Source organism: Morganella morganii (assembly GCF_019243775.1).
In the GTDB taxonomy this organism is placed as follows: Bacteria; Pseudomonadota; Gammaproteobacteria; order Enterobacterales; family Enterobacteriaceae; genus Morganella; species Morganella morganii.
Window position 1 is genome coordinate 732,958 of the sequence record NZ_CP069157.1, and the last position, 15,712, is coordinate 748,669.

16 protein-coding genes are annotated in these 15,712 nt (G+C 52.6%); 10 read left to right on the forward strand and 6 right to left on the reverse strand.

Features of this window, described 5'->3' with window-relative positions; all coding sequences use genetic code 11:
• Positions 1 to 133: 133 nt before the first annotated feature.
• Both dnaG and rpsU read right to left on the reverse strand, forming a co-directional pair.
• Positions 134 to 1,870, reverse strand: a complete 1,737-nt coding sequence (dnaG, locus tag JL661_RS03355) for a DNA primase (protein ID WP_024474555.1) — start codon at positions 1,868 to 1,870, stop codon at positions 134 to 136.
• Positions 1,871 to 1,981: 111 nt separating this feature from the next.
• The gene (rpsU, locus tag JL661_RS03360; RefSeq protein WP_004240446.1) at positions 1,982 to 2,197 is read right to left on the reverse strand and encodes a 30S ribosomal protein S21; all 216 of its coding nucleotides are present in this window, start codon (positions 2,195 to 2,197) and stop codon (positions 1,982 to 1,984) included.
• A 449-nt stretch (positions 2,198 to 2,646) separates the two neighbouring features.
• Between rpsU and tsaD the strand changes: the two genes are divergently transcribed.
• The gene (gene tsaD, locus JL661_RS03365; RefSeq protein ID WP_062771881.1) at positions 2,647 to 3,666 is read left to right on the forward strand and encodes a tRNA (adenosine(37)-N6)-threonylcarbamoyltransferase complex transferase subunit TsaD; all 1,020 of its coding nucleotides are present in this window, start codon (positions 2,647 to 2,649) and stop codon (positions 3,664 to 3,666) included.
• A 35-nt stretch (positions 3,667 to 3,701) separates the two neighbouring features.
• Here the strand turns inward: tsaD and plsY are convergent, their stop codons facing one another.
• On the reverse strand, positions 3,702 to 4,358 hold the full coding sequence (plsY, locus tag JL661_RS03370) for a glycerol-3-phosphate 1-O-acyltransferase PlsY (protein ID WP_004240442.1): 657 nt from the start codon (positions 4,356 to 4,358) through the stop codon (positions 3,702 to 3,704).
• 109 nt (positions 4,359 to 4,467) lie between these two features.
• Between plsY and folB the strand changes: the two genes are divergently transcribed.
• The 7 genes from folB (at position 4,468) to yedF (ending at position 11,301) form a co-directional block, all read left to right on the forward strand.
• Complete coding sequence (gene folB, locus JL661_RS03375) at positions 4,468 to 4,821, forward strand: bifunctional dihydroneopterin aldolase/7,8-dihydroneopterin epimerase (RefSeq protein WP_049243310.1); 354 nt, start codon at positions 4,468 to 4,470, stop codon at positions 4,819 to 4,821.
• Positions 4,822 to 4,965: 144 nt separating this feature from the next.
• Positions 4,966 to 5,787, forward strand: coding sequence for an undecaprenyl-diphosphate phosphatase (bacA, locus tag JL661_RS03380; RefSeq protein WP_004236400.1), 822 nt, complete (start codon positions 4,966 to 4,968; stop codon positions 5,785 to 5,787).
• A gap of 257 nt (positions 5,788 to 6,044) precedes the next feature.
• The gene (gene hypB, locus JL661_RS03385; RefSeq protein ID WP_071592725.1) at positions 6,045 to 7,142 is read left to right on the forward strand and encodes a hydrogenase nickel incorporation protein HypB; all 1,098 of its coding nucleotides are present in this window, start codon (positions 6,045 to 6,047) and stop codon (positions 7,140 to 7,142) included.
• Positions 7,143 to 7,151: 9 nt separating this feature from the next.
• Positions 7,152 to 8,282 (forward strand): hydrogenase formation protein HypD, encoded by a 1,131-nt coding sequence (gene hypD / locus JL661_RS03390; RefSeq protein ID WP_049243307.1) that lies wholly within the window; start codon positions 7,152 to 7,154, stop codon positions 8,280 to 8,282.
• A 1-nt stretch (position 8,283) separates the two neighbouring features.
• Positions 8,284 to 9,303, forward strand: coding sequence for a hydrogenase expression/formation protein HypE (hypE, locus tag JL661_RS03395; protein ID WP_049243306.1), 1,020 nt, complete (start codon positions 8,284 to 8,286; stop codon positions 9,301 to 9,303).
• Between the two features lie 530 nt (positions 9,304 to 9,833).
• Positions 9,834 to 11,045 carry a selenium metabolism membrane protein YedE/FdhT gene (gene yedE / locus JL661_RS03400; protein ID WP_004236404.1) on the forward strand — a complete coding sequence of 404 codons (1,212 nt, stop codon included), beginning with the start codon at positions 9,834 to 9,836 and terminating at the stop codon, positions 11,043 to 11,045.
• A 10-nt stretch (positions 11,046 to 11,055) separates the two neighbouring features.
• On the forward strand, positions 11,056 to 11,301 hold the full coding sequence (gene yedF / locus JL661_RS03405) for a sulfurtransferase-like selenium metabolism protein YedF (RefSeq protein ID WP_004236405.1): 246 nt from the start codon (positions 11,056 to 11,058) through the stop codon (positions 11,299 to 11,301).
• Positions 11,302 to 11,336: 35 nt separating this feature from the next.
• Here the strand turns inward: yedF and JL661_RS03410 are convergent, their stop codons facing one another.
• Positions 11,337 to 11,966, reverse strand: a complete 630-nt coding sequence (locus tag JL661_RS03410) for a TetR/AcrR family transcriptional regulator (protein WP_062771875.1) — start codon at positions 11,964 to 11,966, stop codon at positions 11,337 to 11,339.
• A gap of 87 nt (positions 11,967 to 12,053) precedes the next feature.
• On the opposite strand from JL661_RS03410, the gene JL661_RS03415 reads away from it, so the two are divergent.
• Positions 12,054 to 12,758 (forward strand): DAPG hydrolase family protein, encoded by a 705-nt coding sequence (locus JL661_RS03415; RefSeq protein WP_062771872.1) that lies wholly within the window; start codon positions 12,054 to 12,056, stop codon positions 12,756 to 12,758.
• A 50-nt stretch (positions 12,759 to 12,808) separates the two neighbouring features.
• Here the strand turns inward: JL661_RS03415 and rdgC are convergent, their stop codons facing one another.
• Complete coding sequence (gene rdgC, locus JL661_RS03420; RefSeq protein WP_004240426.1) at positions 12,809 to 13,717, reverse strand: recombination-associated protein RdgC; 909 nt, start codon at positions 13,715 to 13,717, stop codon at positions 12,809 to 12,811.
• Positions 13,718 to 13,896: 179 nt separating this feature from the next.
• Here rdgC and mak point away from each other — a divergent pair, with 179 nt between their 5' ends.
• Entirely contained in the window at positions 13,897 to 14,805 is a 909-nt protein-coding gene (gene mak / locus JL661_RS03425) for a fructokinase (RefSeq protein WP_062771869.1), read from the forward strand.
• A gap of 136 nt (positions 14,806 to 14,941) precedes the next feature.
• Here mak and JL661_RS03430 read toward each other — a convergent pair whose 3' ends face one another.
• Positions 14,942 to 15,544 (reverse strand): nitroreductase family protein, encoded by a 603-nt coding sequence (locus tag JL661_RS03430; RefSeq protein WP_004236410.1) that lies wholly within the window; start codon positions 15,542 to 15,544, stop codon positions 14,942 to 14,944.
• Positions 15,545 to 15,712 lie beyond the last annotated feature (168 nt).

Below are 15,712 nucleotides of genomic sequence, written 5' to 3' on the forward strand. Positions count from 1 at the left end.
AACTTAGCCAGCAACAATAACAATCAAGGATTTCTTTTCTTCGGCCATGAACCTTGGTGACATGGCATGCAGGGCTGTTCCTGCTGTCTGCGGCACTTAAGCCGTTATATTCATCATAGTTTAATAATAATACTTATTGCCGGACCCGCACGAGAAGACTCACTTCATTGCGCTCTTCAGGGGTCAGACCTTCTGTCCGCTCTTTGGCGATCAGGAAGTTAAATCTGTCATTGAGAGCAGATACCACCAGATGATTTAAGGCATCTTTGAAGGTTTTTTCTGCTATCTCATCTATCTCTATATCGTTCCATCCGGCCAGTTTTTCAAGCTGTGGCGCTAATTTATTATCACGGTAGTGTTCCAGTAACTGACCGGTGGTCAGCCCGGGCTGTGATAAACAGGTATCAATCAGCTCCCTGAATAATGAAAAACCGGCAATACGGCTGGTATCAATGGATTCCAGCGGCGGCACTAATTGTGCAAACTGCGGATTCTGCACCAGCAGGGCAATCAGGATCCGCATGGTAGTCGGTTTCAGTTTCGGAGCCTGATAACCGGGACTGTTTTCACTCTGGCGGACCGCCTGTTTGAGCTGCGTGATATCCGGTAATCCGAGTAAATTGCCCAGATCCTGCAATAAAAACGCCTGTTGGGCTTCACCCGGCACGCGGCTTATCAGCGGCATGGCGAGGGCATTCAGCTTGCTGCGCCCCTCCGGGGTGCTCATATCCACCTGGCGCAGCAGGGTATCGAACAGAAACTGAGACAGACTGTGTGCCTCATTCTGCCGCTGCTCGAAGGCTTCACGGCCTTCGCGGCGCACCAGTGAATCCGGATCGTCGCCGTCCGGTAAAAACATAAAACGAAGCTGCCGCCCGTCATTAAGATGGGGAAGAGCAGTTTCGAGTGCCCGCCAGGCGGCTTCACGTCCGGCGCGGTCTCCGTCATAACAACAAATTATGGTATCAGATGTCCGATAGAGCAACTGTATGTGCTCTGCCGTTGTCGATGTCCCGAGTGAGGCCACCGCATAATCAATACCGAACTGTGCCAGGGCAACCACATCCATATAGCCTTCCACCACAAGGATGCGGGACAGTTCGCGGTTATTCTGCTGCGCTTCATACAGCCCGAATAACTGGCGGCCCTTATGAAAAATATCGGTTTCCGGTGAATTCAGGTATTTCGGCAGTGCGTCATCAAGAACACGTCCGCCGAAGGCAATTACCCGGCCGCGCCGGTCGCGGATAGGAAACATCACACGTTCCCGGAAACGGTCATAGCAGCGGCCGTTATCATTGACCACTAACATGCCGGCATCCAGCAACTGCTGACGATCATCCTCACTGCGGGCAAAGCGTTTGAGAACGTTGTCCCATCCGGCGGGGGCATAGCCGATTGCAAACCGGCTGATAATTTCCTGACTCAGACCCCGGCGGTTCAGATACTCACGGGCATGACCGGCGTTATCGGCCTGTAATGCATGGCGGTAAAAGCTGTCCAGTTTTTCCATCAGCTGATACAGGTTCTGGCGCTGATGTTTTTCTATCTGGCTGCTGCCGCTTCCGGTTTCATAAGGAACATCCAGCCCGTGCATTGCTGCTAATTCTTCGATCGCCTCGACAAACTCGAGCCGGTCATAATTAATTAAAAAATCAATAGCATTGCCGTGGGCACCACAGCCGAAGCAGTGGTAAAACTGTTTATCGCTGCTGACTGTAAAAGAGGGAGTTTTTTCGTTGTGGAAAGGACAACACGCCTGGTGATTTTTACCGTGTTTTTTCAGCGGCACCCTGACATCGATAAGATCGATGATATCGGTTCTCGCTAATAAGTCGTTGATAAATGTGCGTGGAATGCGCCCGGCCATAACCCCTTTTTCGCCTGTCTGATAACGATAATAAGCCGCGCTTCCTTCCGGAAACACGGCCATTAACTGCAACTACTGCGGTCTGACTAAGTTGCGGCGCGGCCGCAGCGATTAGTACAGACGAGTGCGACGTGCGTTTTCGCGAGCCAGTTTCTTAGCGTGACGCTTAACAGCAGATGCTTTAGCGCGTTTACGTACAGTCGTTGGTTTTTCATAAAACTCACGACGACGTACTTCAGCTAATACGCCTGCTTTTTCGCAGGAACGTTTGAAACGACGCAGTGCAACGTCAAATGGCTCGTTTTCACGTACTTTAATTACCGGCATGTGCCTCTCACCTCAATAAATAGGTCTGTACTGGCGTTATGCCAGTTGTCTTTAAAATGGTGCGGAATTTTACTTCAATGTGACCCACGTTGTAAAGTGCTGTGGATAATCAGACAGAGAAATACCCCGGATATGGTCAGGTGTTACCGCCAAGACCGGATCCGCACACCCGACAGGGGTTTTACAGAGGGTGCAGATTATAGCGGATACGCGGCGATTTGTCAGCAACAGAAATCCGTTATGCAGGGGAAAAGTATGTGGATAACTGTGTTCATCCTGTGAATAAGCGGTTTTTGCTGAATAAAAATACGGCAGAAAAGCCCCGTATTTCACCTTAATACCTGTCAGCACGCCATTATGGTGATACACTGCACTCTTTGCGGAGACGGATTTGCTTCCTGCTGTCCGCCGCCAGTCCCGTCAGTTTTTGTTCCAGCGAGTTAAGTCCCATGCGAGTGTTAGGCATTGAAACGTCCTGCGATGAAACCGGAATCGCAATTTATGATGATGAAGCCGGTTTGCTGGCTAATCAGTTATACAGCCAGATCAAAGTCCACGCAGATTACGGCGGCGTGGTGCCGGAACTGGCATCCCGTGACCATATCCGGAAAACGGTGCCGCTGATTCAGGCTGCGCTGAAAGAAGCCGGTCTGACGGCACAGGATATTGATGCGGTGGCCTATACCGCAGGACCGGGGCTGGTCGGGGCGCTGATGGTCGGGGCAACAGTCGGCCGTGCGCTGGCGTTTTCCTGGGATGTCCCGGCGGTGCCGGTTCACCATATGGAAGGCCATCTGCTGGCACCGATGCTGGAAGAACATCAGCCGGAGTTTCCGTTTGTCGCGCTGCTGGTATCCGGCGGTCATACGCAGTTAATCAGTGTGACCGGTATCGGTGAATACACGCTGCTGGGTGAATCTATCGATGATGCAGCCGGTGAAGCCTTTGATAAAACAGCCAAATTACTGGGACTGGATTATCCGGGCGGGCCTGCACTGTCACGCATGGCAGCACAGGGCACGCCGGGACGTTTTACCTTCCCGCGTCCGATGACCGACCGGCCGGGGCTGGATTTCAGCTTCTCCGGGCTGAAAACCTTTGCCGCTAATACCATTCATCAGAATGATGATTCAGACCAGACAAAGGCGGATATCGCCCGTGCTTTTGAAGATGCGGTGGTCGATACGCTGGTGATCAAATGCAAACGCGCGCTGGAGCAGACCGGCTTTAAACGGCTGGTGATGGCTGGCGGCGTGAGTGCAAACCGCACACTGCGCGAATGCATGGCGCAGACACTGCAAAAACTGGGCGGAGAAGCGTTCTATGCCCGCCCTGAACTGTGTACGGATAACGGTGCGATGATCGCGCTGGCCGGGATGATCCGCTTCAAAGGCGGTATGCGCAGTGAATTAGGCGTGACTGTCCGTCCGCGGTGGCCGCTGGCTGAGTTACCGCCGCTGGACAAATAATTTCCGGACACAAAAAAGGCGCTTCAGCGCCTTTTTTAATCCTCTTTTTCCTGCTCTTTCGCTTCCTGGATTATCTCTTTATCCGTTTTGGCCCGCTTTTTCTTCAGCTTCTGCCAGATACGGCTTTCCTGTCCGCGCCACAACCGCTGAATATTGTCATGATGGCGGATAAGCACCAGGCAGGAGAGCATGGCAACCGGGAAGGTAAACTCCGGTTTGAACCACCAGACATAAAACGGTGCTACCAGCGCACTGACAATCGCGCCTAATGATGAGTAACCACTCAGCAGCACGGTCAGCAGCCAGGTTCCGGCGACCAGTCCGGTCAGATCCCAGCCGATGGCGGCAATCGAACCAAATGCCGTTGCCACGCCTTTTCCGCCTTTAAAGTGGAAAAATACCGGATAAATATGGCCTAAACAGGCGGCAATGGCGATAATGCCGAGGTAAAAATACGGTATTTGCAGGAGGTAAGCGAGCCAGACCGGCAGCATACCCTTGAGTACGTCGCAGATAAGGACACCGGCAGCCGCCAGTTTGCCGCCGATGCGCAGCACGTTGGTCGCCCCCGGGTTTCCGGAGCCGTGATGCCGCGGATCCGGCAGTCCCGCAAGACGGCAGATCAGGATCGCACTGGAAATTGATCCCAGCAGATAAGCGAAGATGATCATACCAAGCGCGATTCCACTCATGCTTCTCTCCTGACAGACGGTAAATTACAGTTATTGGCCTCCATGGATAATACGCATATTTCATGGGAAGTGATATCCGATGAGCATAAAAAAAACGAGGTAAATGCGGATGGATGTTGTTTTTATTAAGAAACTTGTTGTTTTTACAACGATTGGTGCTTACGACTGGGAAAAGGATATTACGCAGAAATTAGTGCTCGATATCGAAATGCACTGGGATAACAAACGCGCATCTGAGAGTGACGATGTGGAACATTGTCTCGATTATGCCAGCGTCAGCACTGCAATTCTGGATTATGTGCAGACAAGACAGTTCGCTCTGGTGGAACGTGTGGCGGAAGAAGTGGCGTCATTATTACTGACTGAGTTCGGCACCCCTTGGGTTCGTATCCGCGTGGCCAAACCGGGTGCGGTGGCACAGGCGGAAGAAGTGGGTGTCATTATTGAACGAAGTGCGGCCTGATGTTGTCATAATGCCGTCAGCGGAACTGTCATAAAAGCGCTGAGGGTGTCATGAAATTGTCACACTTGCGTCATATGCTGTTCTCCGTATCCGGCATTCCCGCGTCCGGGAGTGCCTTATTTTATCTGCCATACAGGGCGTTATATGGGCGATATCACAAGTTTACTGCATGCATTGATTCTCGGGGTTGTTGAAGGATTAACCGAATTTCTGCCGGTGTCATCAACCGGTCATATGATTATTGTTGCTGAGCTTATCGGCTTTACCGGCGATAAAGCAAAAACGTTTGAAGTGGTTATCCAGCTCGGTTCCATCCTGGCGGTGGTTTTCCTGTTCTGGCGGCGGATGTTTGCCCTTATCGGTATTCACTTCGGCCGGGTTCCCCATGAAGGACAGACTCAGGGAAAACTGAATTTACTCCACATTATTATTGCTATGTTACCGGCGGTGGTTCTCGGTTTACTGCTGCGGGATCAGATTAAGTCTCTGTTTAATCCGGTGAATGTGATGTACGCGCTGGTTGCGGGCGGTATCCTGCTGATTGTGGCTGAAGTCTTTAAGCCGAAGAAGGTGCAGGCTACTGGTCTTGATGATATCAGCTACCGTCAGGCGTTTGCCATCGGCTGTTTCCAGTGCCTGGCTCTGTGGCCGGGATTCTCCCGTTCGGGTGCCACCATCTCCGGCGGTATGCTGATGGGGATCAACCGTTACACTGCATCAGAGTTTTCCTTTATTCTGGCCGTACCGATGATGATGGGCGCGACAGCACTGGATTTATACAAGAGCTGGCATTTCCTGAGCAACTCGGATATTCCGATGTTTGCGGTCGGTTTCCTGGCTGCGTTTATTGTGGCGCTGATTGCCATGAAAACCTTCCTGTCACTGATTAAACGTATCTCCTTTATCCCGTTTGCTATCTACCGCTTTATTGTGGCTGCTGCCGTTTACGTGGTGTTTGTCCACTGAGTTTCGCGTAAACACATCACTCTTTGCGCAGGGAAAATCCATCTGACCTGCGCAAAGTCAAAGCGGGCACTCCGCAGATTTGCTACTAATATAATTAATAACGGATACATAAAAGCTGGTAATGGTTTACCGGCTTTTATGTGTAATATTTTATTTATGTTGACTGCCCGACACAGCGTGATCAGATGCTCCGCACCTGTCACGAGTCTGACCACAATGCCGCGCCGGAGCCAATAAATCGAGCAGGAGTCAGGATTATGTGCAGCACATGCGGTTGCAGCGAAGGAAACGTGCAGATTGAAGGTCACAGCCACGACCACCACGGCCATGATCACCATCATCATGAACATGACAACCATTCCCGCCCCGTCATCATTCATCACCACCACTATCATCATAACGGCGATGTGAATCACTATTATTATGACGGCCGTGAAGCCGGTGAAGAGCATGCTCACGGATACAGTCATGAGCACAGCCACGGACATGAACACACTCATGATCACGGGCACGGCCACAGCCATTCTCATGAGCACGAACATGCTCACGACCATCATCATTCACATGAACACGACCACGGTCATGACCATGCAGCGGCTTTTGCGCCGGTAATTGATAAAGACAATATGCATTACGGGATGGGCGAAGCGGGCACACACGCGCCGGGCCTGACCCAGAAACGGATGGTGCAGATTGAGATGGGGGTGCTGGATAAAAACAACCAAATCGCCGTCCATAACCGCGAACATTTACAGGAGCAGGGCATTCTGGCGCTGAACCTGGTATCCAGTCCCGGCTCCGGCAAAACCACATTACTGACCCGCACACTCAATTACCTGAAAGACAAAGTTCCATGTGCTGTGATTGAAGGCGACCAGCAAACCACCAATGATGCTGAGCGGATCCGCGCAACCGGCGTACCGGCGATTCAGGTCAATACCGGCAAAGGGTGTCACCTGGATGCGCAGATGGTGCATGACGCCATGCATCACCTCGGACTGAAAGATAACAGCCTGTTATTTATCGAAAATGTCGGTAACCTGGTCTGCCCTGCCGGTTTTGATCTGGGTGAGCAGCATAAAGTGGCAATTCTGTCAGTAACAGAAGGTGAAGATAAACCACTGAAATACCCGCATATGTTTGCTGCCGCAGACCTGATGCTGATTAACAAAATCGACCTGCTGCCGTATGTGAATGTCAATATTGAAGCCTGTGTGAATGCGGCACGCCGTGTGAATCCGGATATCGATGTCATTGTTCTGTCTGCCACTACCGGTGAAGGAATGGATGAATGGGTTGCCTGGTTACAGGAGCGCCTGAGCAAGGTGAATCAGCAGCGCGGTGCGGCGGAATAAGGGATTTCTATGCGTTTTGTTGATGAGTTCCGTGATCCGGCACTGGCAGAAAAACTGCTGGCGCAGATCCGGGAAGAGATGGCTTCGTGGCCGCATCCGCTGAAACAGCCTTTGCAGATTATGGAGGTGTGCGGCGGTCATACTCACGCCATCTTTAAGTTCGGGCTGGATAAACTGCTGCCCGATTCCGTGGAATTTGTTCACGGGCCGGGCTGCCCGGTCTGTGTGCTGCCGATGGGGCGTATTGATGCCTGTCTGGAAATCGCGGCCCGCCCGGGGGTGATTTTCTGCACTTTCGGGGATGCCATGCGTGTTCCCGGTCGCGGCGGTTCGCTGCTGGATGCCCGCCGTCACGGCAGCGACATCCGCATTGTCTATTCCCCGCTGGATGCACTGACTATTGCCCGCGATAATCCGGATAAAGAGGTCGTCTTCTTCGCCCTTGGTTTTGAAACCACCATGCCGGGTACGGCGGCCACGTTACAGCTGGCGAAAAAAAGCGGACTGATAAATTTCACCGTTTTTTGTCAGCACATCACCATTATCCCGACGCTGCGCACACTGCTGGAGCAGAAAGATGTGTTTATCGACGGCTTTATCGCGCCGGGGCACGTCAGTATGGTGATTGGCTGCACGCCGTATCAGCCGCTGTGTGATGAATTCGCCAAACCGTTTGTGGTGACCGGCTTTGAGCCGCTGGATCTGCTGACAGCTATTCTGATGGTTATCCGCCAGCTGAAAAAGCAGGCACAGGACAAACACGCGCCGATGGCGGTGGAAAATCAGTACAGCCGCATTGTGCCGGAGCAGGGAAATCTGCTGGCACAGAAAGCACTGGCGGAAGTCTTTGAACTGAAAGCCAGCAGTGAGTGGCGCGGACTGGGTAATATCGCGGACTCCGGTATTCAGCTGACACCGGCTTACTATGAATTTGATGCTGAACGCCGCTTCCGGCCGCAGCCGCAGTCTGTTGCCGATAACCCGCAGGCGCGATGCGGGGATGTATTAACAGGCCGCTGCAAACCGGCGGACTGTCCGCTGTTCAGCAACGCATGCACACCGGAAACGGCACTCGGCGCACTGATGGTCTCCTCTGAAGGGGCTTGCGCAGCTTATTATCAGTATCGGCGCGGAGAATAACATGAAACCTATTACTGAAATCACCCTGGCCCAGGGCAACGGCGGACAGGGGATGCAGCAACTGATTGACTCCCTGTTTTTGCAGGCATTTTCCAATCCGTATCTGAATGAAAAAGAAGATCAGGCACGAATACCGCTGGCGGAATTACAGGCCGCCGGTGATCGTCTGGCGTTCAGCACCGACAGCTATGTCATTGATCCGATTATTTTTCCCGGCGGCAATATCGGCAAACTGGCCGTGTGCGGCACAGCGAATGATCTGTCTGTCGGTGGCGCAATCCCGCGCTACCTCTCCTGTGGATTTATCCTTGAGGAGGGGTTGTCGTTTGACATTCTCTCTCAGCTGGTCAGCAGTATGGCGGAAGCCGCAAAAGCCAACGGTATTCAGATTGTGACCGGTGACACCAAAGTGGTGCCGCGCGGTGCGGCAGACAAAGTGTTTATCAATACCGCCGGTATCGGTGTGATCCCGCATCAGTTGAACTGGGCAGCAGCACAATGCCGTCCGGGGGATAAAATTATTGTCAGCGGCACACTGGGTGATCATGGTGCGGCGATCCTCAATCTGCGCGAGAACCTCGGGCTGGATGCTGATCTGCGCAGCGACTGTGCGGTTCTGGAGCCGATGCTTGCACCTTTGCGGGCGATTGACGGCATCAGAGCTGTCCGTGATGCCACCCGTGGCGGCGTCACCGCTATCCTGCATGAGTTTGCCGATGCTTCACAGTGCGGTATGAATATCGAAGAACAGAAACTGCCGCTGAAAACTGCAGTACGTGGTGTGTGCGAGCTGTTGGGGCTGGAGGCACTCAATTTTGCCAATGAAGGTAAAGTGGTGATTGTCACAGCCCCGGAAGCCGAAGCCGCCGTGCTGGCAGCCCTCCGTAACAGCCCTCTGGGTCAGGACGCCTGTACCATCGGGCAGGTAACAGAAGCAAAACAGGTGAAAGTGCAGGGGATTTTCGGCGCGACCAGGCTGTTGGATCTTCCGTATAACGAGCCGCTGCCCCGCATCTGCTGATCTGCGAATCTGCGTCATCCTCCGGCCTGTGGCTGTGTTGGCTTCGTTCGGCTACCCCGGTCACATACTGGTGTATGCTCCCGGGGATATCCTCACTTCGCCGCCTTGCCACAAACCGGATGATTTAGCAGATTGATTTTTCTGTTTTCTGTTTTTAACAGAGTTGAAGTACATGAGGGGTTAACCGGCAAAAAAAGGAAAGCGTCAAGCGCCAGGGATGGCGCGATCCGAGCGAACAAGGATGTGTCAGCGTCTTTCCGCTTTGCCGGTTATCCCGCTGCCCGAATCTGAAAGAAGATGGTTTGATGTTTTATTCTTTTCGGCACACAGTGAGTATTCAGAAGACCTGACCGGTAAAAAAAAGAAAGCATAAAGCGCCGAGGACATGCCAGTATTTTTAAAAATATTAATAAGCGAATTATCTTATACAGGAGTATGATTCTCCGGTGGATCACATATAAAGATCCTACTGGTACACACGTACTCCGACATCGATTCCCGACGCTGTCGGGATTTTTTTTGGTAAAAAAATGAACTGGTCTACATTTAAATCAACGTATCTTGTCAGGTTCTGGCAGCCGTTGCCCGCAGTGATCGCCGCCGGCATCTTATCCGCATACTACTTCGGATTAACAGGCACATTCTGGGCGGTCACCGGAGAGTTTACGCGCTGGGGCGGACACATTCTGCAACTGTTCGGTGCTCATCCGGAAAACTGGGGGTATTTTAAGGTGATCGGTTTGCAGGGCTCGCCCCTGGATCGTATCGACGGCATGATGATTATCGGTATGTTTGCCGGTTGTATCGCCGCTGCCTTATGGGCTAACAACGTCAAAATCCGCCTTCCGCAACACAAAATCCGTATCTGGCAGGCCGTTATCGGCGGCATTATCGCCGGTTTCGGGGCACGTCTTGCAATGGGGTGTAACCTGGCAGCCTTCTTTACCGGTATCCCGCAATTCTCCCTCCATGCCTGGTTCTTTGCACTGGCAACCGCCGCAGGCTCTTACTTCGGCGCAAAATTTACGCTGCTGCCGATGTTCCGCATTCCGGTCAAACTGCAAAAAGTCAGCAAAGCCTCACCGCTGACACAGGATTTGCAGCGGGCGAAACGCCGTTTTCGTCTTGGTATGCTGATCTTCCTGCTGTGTGTCACCTGGTCTCTGTTCACGCTGTTTAAATCCCCGAAACTCGGCATGGCAATGCTGTTTGGCATCGGGTTTGGTCTGCTGATTGAACGGGCGCAAATCTGTTTTACCTCCGCGTTCCGTGATGTCTGGATCACCGGGCGTACCCAGATGGCGAAAGCGATTATCCTCGGTATGGCGGTCAGTGCCATCGGCATCTACAGCTATGTGCAACTGGGCGCAGAGCCGAAAATCTTCTGGGCAGGCCCTAACGCCGTGATCGGCGGACTGCTGTTCGGCTTCGGTATTGTGCTGGCAGGGGGTTGTGAAACCGGCTGGATGTACCGTGCCGTGGAAGGTCAGGTGCATTTCTGGTGGGTCGGTCTGGGCAATATTATCGGCGCGACGATCCTGGCTTATTACTGGGATTCCGTGGCACCGTGGCTGGCGACTGACTACGACAAAGTCAACCTGCTGGATACCTTCGGCCCGGCTGGTGGTCTGCTGGTTACTTACGGATTACTCGCCTTTGCCTTTATCCTGTTACTGATGTGGGAGAAACGTTTCTTCCGCCGGAAAAACCAGGCTGACACTGTCGCCGCTGCCGCACATTAAGGAGCACACCATGAATACCGAAAATACTGCAATTGTGCCGGATTACCGGCTGGATATGGTCGGTGAGCCGTGCCCGTATCCGGCAGTGGCGACTCTTGAAGCCATGCCGTCACTGAAACCCGGAGAGATCCTGGAAGTGGTGAGTGACTGCCCGCAATCCATCAACAATATCCCGCTGGATGCCAAAAACCACGGCTACACCGTGTTATCCATCCAGCAGGACGGGCCGACGATCCGCTATCTGATACAGAAATAATGCAGTTCCGGGCGCCGGTTATCTGCCGGTGCCCGTCAGCGTTTCAGTAATGCCACCGCAGCACGGATCCGCGCCTGTACCGGGTAACCCGGTGCCGGTGGTGCCAGTTTCAGGGCAATCTGGCGCAGCGGCTCTGCCATTACCATCGATAACAGCAAATCACTGGTTTGTGCTGCATCCGGCAGCGGCAGAAACGCCTGATGCCGGGACAGCCATTCCGCCAGCAGTGCACGTCCGCGCTCAATACCGCAGGCCTGATAGCGGGTCAGCAATAACTCCCGGCCGGGAAATTCACTGCTCAGCAGACAAAATAATCCCGCCGCCTCAGCACTGAGCACCTTGTGGCTCATGATGGTCAGGTTGTTTTCAAGCAGCTGATAAAATTCATCTTTAGTCTTTGCATCCTGCATAAACAGCGGCACAAAGGAATCCGTCCAGCCGCGCACTATCTGCTCCGCCAGATCTTCACGGTTATCAGCGAACCGGTACAGCGTCTTTTTGGAGACACCCGCCTGTTTTGCCACCGCATCCATCGTCATCGAGGAATATCCCTGTGATAACAAAAGGCTAAGTGATGCCTCCCGGATTTTTGCAATCAGTTCTTCTTCCGGAACAACCGGACGGCCACGTCCGCGGGATTCTGTGGCTGGTTCATTATTAGCCATACGTGCGATCCTCAATTGACAAATGCCCGTTACGGGACAATATTAATTAGGAAACGAATTGCGTTTCCTAATTATGGAGTATACGTCATGTCAGCGAAAAAACAAAATTTACCCCGGGCACCGGATGATATTAACCAGTTATTATCTCCTGAACCACTGTGGATGGAAATGGGCCTGGAACGCAGCGAAGAAGGGCTGCTGACGGTGTCTGTCAGAACCGACCTGCACGGTTGTAAAGGGCGGATGCTGGAGTGGTGGTTCACGTTTTTTGAAACCACGCAGCATATCCGCTGGTGGCACCCGCATGATCATGTGGCACATCACGGCTGGGATTCCGTCTGGAAAAAAGGGGAAAATTATATCGGGGCGACAATCCGCGCGGTTGAGTCTCTCGGGTCGATCCCGCCGGTCGGCGCGACACTGAAATTCAACGATGCACAGGATTTCTTTGATGCGGATAAACTGGCCGCCGCGCGGCAGACTCATCAGATTTCCGGTGCTGTTTGCGCCCATATCGGGTTCGGGGATGATGTGAAAACCGATACGCTGGGTTACCCGATCGACGGAAAAATGCTGCATATAACTTATGATACAGAGTTCGGATGTGTGCTGCGCAGCCGGTTTTTACTCGGAGCGTCACTGGCGGATCCGCTGACGGAACTGCCGGATGAGATTGGTTTCGGGCTGATGAAGCACTGCTATAACGAGTTTACTTACTTGTCCCGTTTTCTGCCGTCGCTCTATTACGGCGAGCACGGTAATGATGAAAAAGCCCCGCTGCCGTGGGCATAACAGCGGATATCAGCGGGAGCCTGTTACCGGGCTTCCCGCAGATCTTATTTTCAGTGTTCCGCTTCACCGCCGAGGGCGGCAATGGTATTGCTGATCAGCGCACTCAGTTCGCCGGTCATCAGGACAAAATCAGCATCAAACCGCTGAGCAAAATCCTCGCGGTCGATATCTTCATTTTTGTCTTTTAAATCATCACTGTATTTCAGGCGTTTAAAGGAACCGTCATCAGACATCAGGAACTGAATCCGCTCTTCCCAGTCCAGTGCCAGTTTGGTGACACATTTTCCGGCTTCAATGCAGGTGGCGATTTCGTCTGATACCAGATCCTGTTTCTTACAGCGGATCACGCCGCCGTCTTCCAGAATGGCTTTCAGTTCAGCTTCATCCATCAGGGCAAAACCGGTTGGTAAATCACCGGAGCGCACCCATTCGGTCAGCGTCAGTTCAATCGGGTCTTTGGTGGTCAGCGGGATCACCGGCAGAGAGCCGAGTGTTTTACGCAGCAGGGCAAGGTTATCTTCCGCCCGTTTGGCACTGGCCGCATCGACGATAATCAGGCCGCGTTCCGCATCAATCCAGATGGCGGTCTGGCTGAAACGGCTGAAGGCACGCGGCAGCAGAGCATGAACCACTTCATCTTTCAGGGAATCTTTTTCCGTTTTCTTCAGTTTGCGATGCTGCTCATGTTCCAGCTTTTCAATTTTCGCCTGCAATTCCTGTTTAATTACCGGCGATGGCAGCATTTTTTCTTCTTTTTTAGCACAGATAAGGATCTGTTTACCGGCAGCGTGAGTCAGTGCATCACCCCGGGAGCCCATCGGCGAAACCCAGCCGGTTTTCATCATATCCTGACTGCCGCACGGCGTGAATGCCATGTGTTCCAGCTGTTTTTCCAGCTCATCGGCAGACAGCGGAAACGGCGAGCTAAGGCGGTAAACGAGTATATTTTTAAACCACATCGGACAGTCCTGTTTTATGATGCGCGGTCATTGCGCGGTGAGAATTGCATCCCGCTATGATAACGGATCTTGCCGCGTTGCTCTAATGCCTTCGCGCGGAAACTTGATTGTCAGGCCGCTGCCCTGCATTATCAGAGGTATGAAAGACAGAGCGTAAATCCACAGCAGAAGGGGACAGTATGCGGATCGGTATTGATTTGGGCGGCACCAAAATTGAAGTGATCGCACTCAGTAATGAGGGGCAGGAATTATTCCGTAAACGAACGGATACGCCGCGTTTTGACTATCAGCAAACATTACAGGCGATTGCCGGGCTGGTTCACGATGCAGAAACCGCCACCGGAGAGACCGGCACTGTCGGAGTAGGGATCCCGGGAACACTGTCGCCGGTCACCGGACGGGTAAAAAATGCTAATTCGGTCTGGCTGAACGGTCAGCCGTTTGATGCGGATCTCAGTGCATTACTGCAACGGGAAGTGCGGGTGGCAAATGATGCAAACTGCCTGGCGGTCTCCGAAGCGGTTGATGGTGCAGGCGCAGGGTTTCCGGTCGTTTTCGCGGTGATTATCGGTACCGGCTGCGGTGCGGGGATTGCCCTGAACGGACAGGTTCACAGCGGTGGTAACGGTGTGGCCGGGGAGTGGGGACATAACCCGCTGCCGTGGCAGGATGAAGCCGACCGGCTGTTTAAAGGAATGGAGGATTGCTATTGCGGCAAACAGGGTTGTACCGAACTGTTTATCTCCGGCACCGGTTTTATGGCTGATTATACCGCGCTGACCGGTGAGGTCTGCAAAGGTGCGGAGATCATCCGTCGTTTGTCACAGGGCGACTTACCGGCTGAACAGGTGATGGTGAATTATGAGCAGCGGCTGGCAAAAGCGCTCGGCCAGGTCGTGAATATGCTGGACCCGGATGTGATTGTGCTGGGCGGCGGGATGAGTAACGTCGATCGCCTGTATCAGACGGTACCGGCGCTGATGCGCTCCCGTGTTTTCGGTGGTGAGTGCGATACGCCGATCCGCAAAGCGGTGCACGGTGACTCCAGTGGTGTCCGTGGTGCGGCGTGGCTGTGGCCGAAAGCCTGATAAAAAAAAGCCCGCACAAGGCGGGCAAGGCATATTTTAACACGATAACAGAAGGTAATAACGGCGCTTTATGACAGGTAAAGCGCCTGATGCGTCCGGGAACAGCTGCGCTTAATACGCGGCTGAGTCCGGAAGATTAGTTGAAGATTCTGAAGCGGCTTTCATCATCCATAAAGGCTTTTTCGCCGGCTTCCTGTTCAATGGAACCGAACACTAACTGTGCGCGCAGTTTCCAGTCAGCCGGGATATTCCAGGCTTTGCTGACCTGCTCATCAATCACCGGGTTGTAGTGCTGCAGGGAGGCACCGATATTCTCTTCGGACAGTGCAGTCCAGACAGCAAACTGTGCGATACCGCTGGCCTGTTCAGACCAGATCGGGAAGTTATCCGCATACAGTGCGAATTGTTCCTGTAAGCCTTTGACAACGGACTGGTCTTCAAAGAACAGCACAGTACCGGCACCGGACAGGAAGGCATTATCAATTTTACCTTCGGTCGCAGCAAACGCGTCTGCCGGGACAATGGCGCGCAGTGCGTCTTTCACGATATTCCACAGTTTTTTGTGGTTCTCACCAAACAGCACCACGACGCGGGATGATTGTGAGTTAAACGCAGTCGGGCTGTGTTTCACAGCTTCTTTGATGAGCGCGGCGATACGATCCTGAGAAACAGGCAGATTATTACCAAGGCTGTAAATTGTTCTGCGTTTTTTAATTAACTCGATAAATGAATTAGACATGTTACTCTCCGTTAAATTTTTTGTCGGAAAAACCGGTTTCCGCGCTCTCTTCAGTTCATGATGAACAGCATATAAGCAATGAATCAAAAAACATACCGAAAATATTTAACCTTATGTTTCAAAAAATTCGGCCGACAGAAAAATTTCCAATAAATATCATTGAATTAA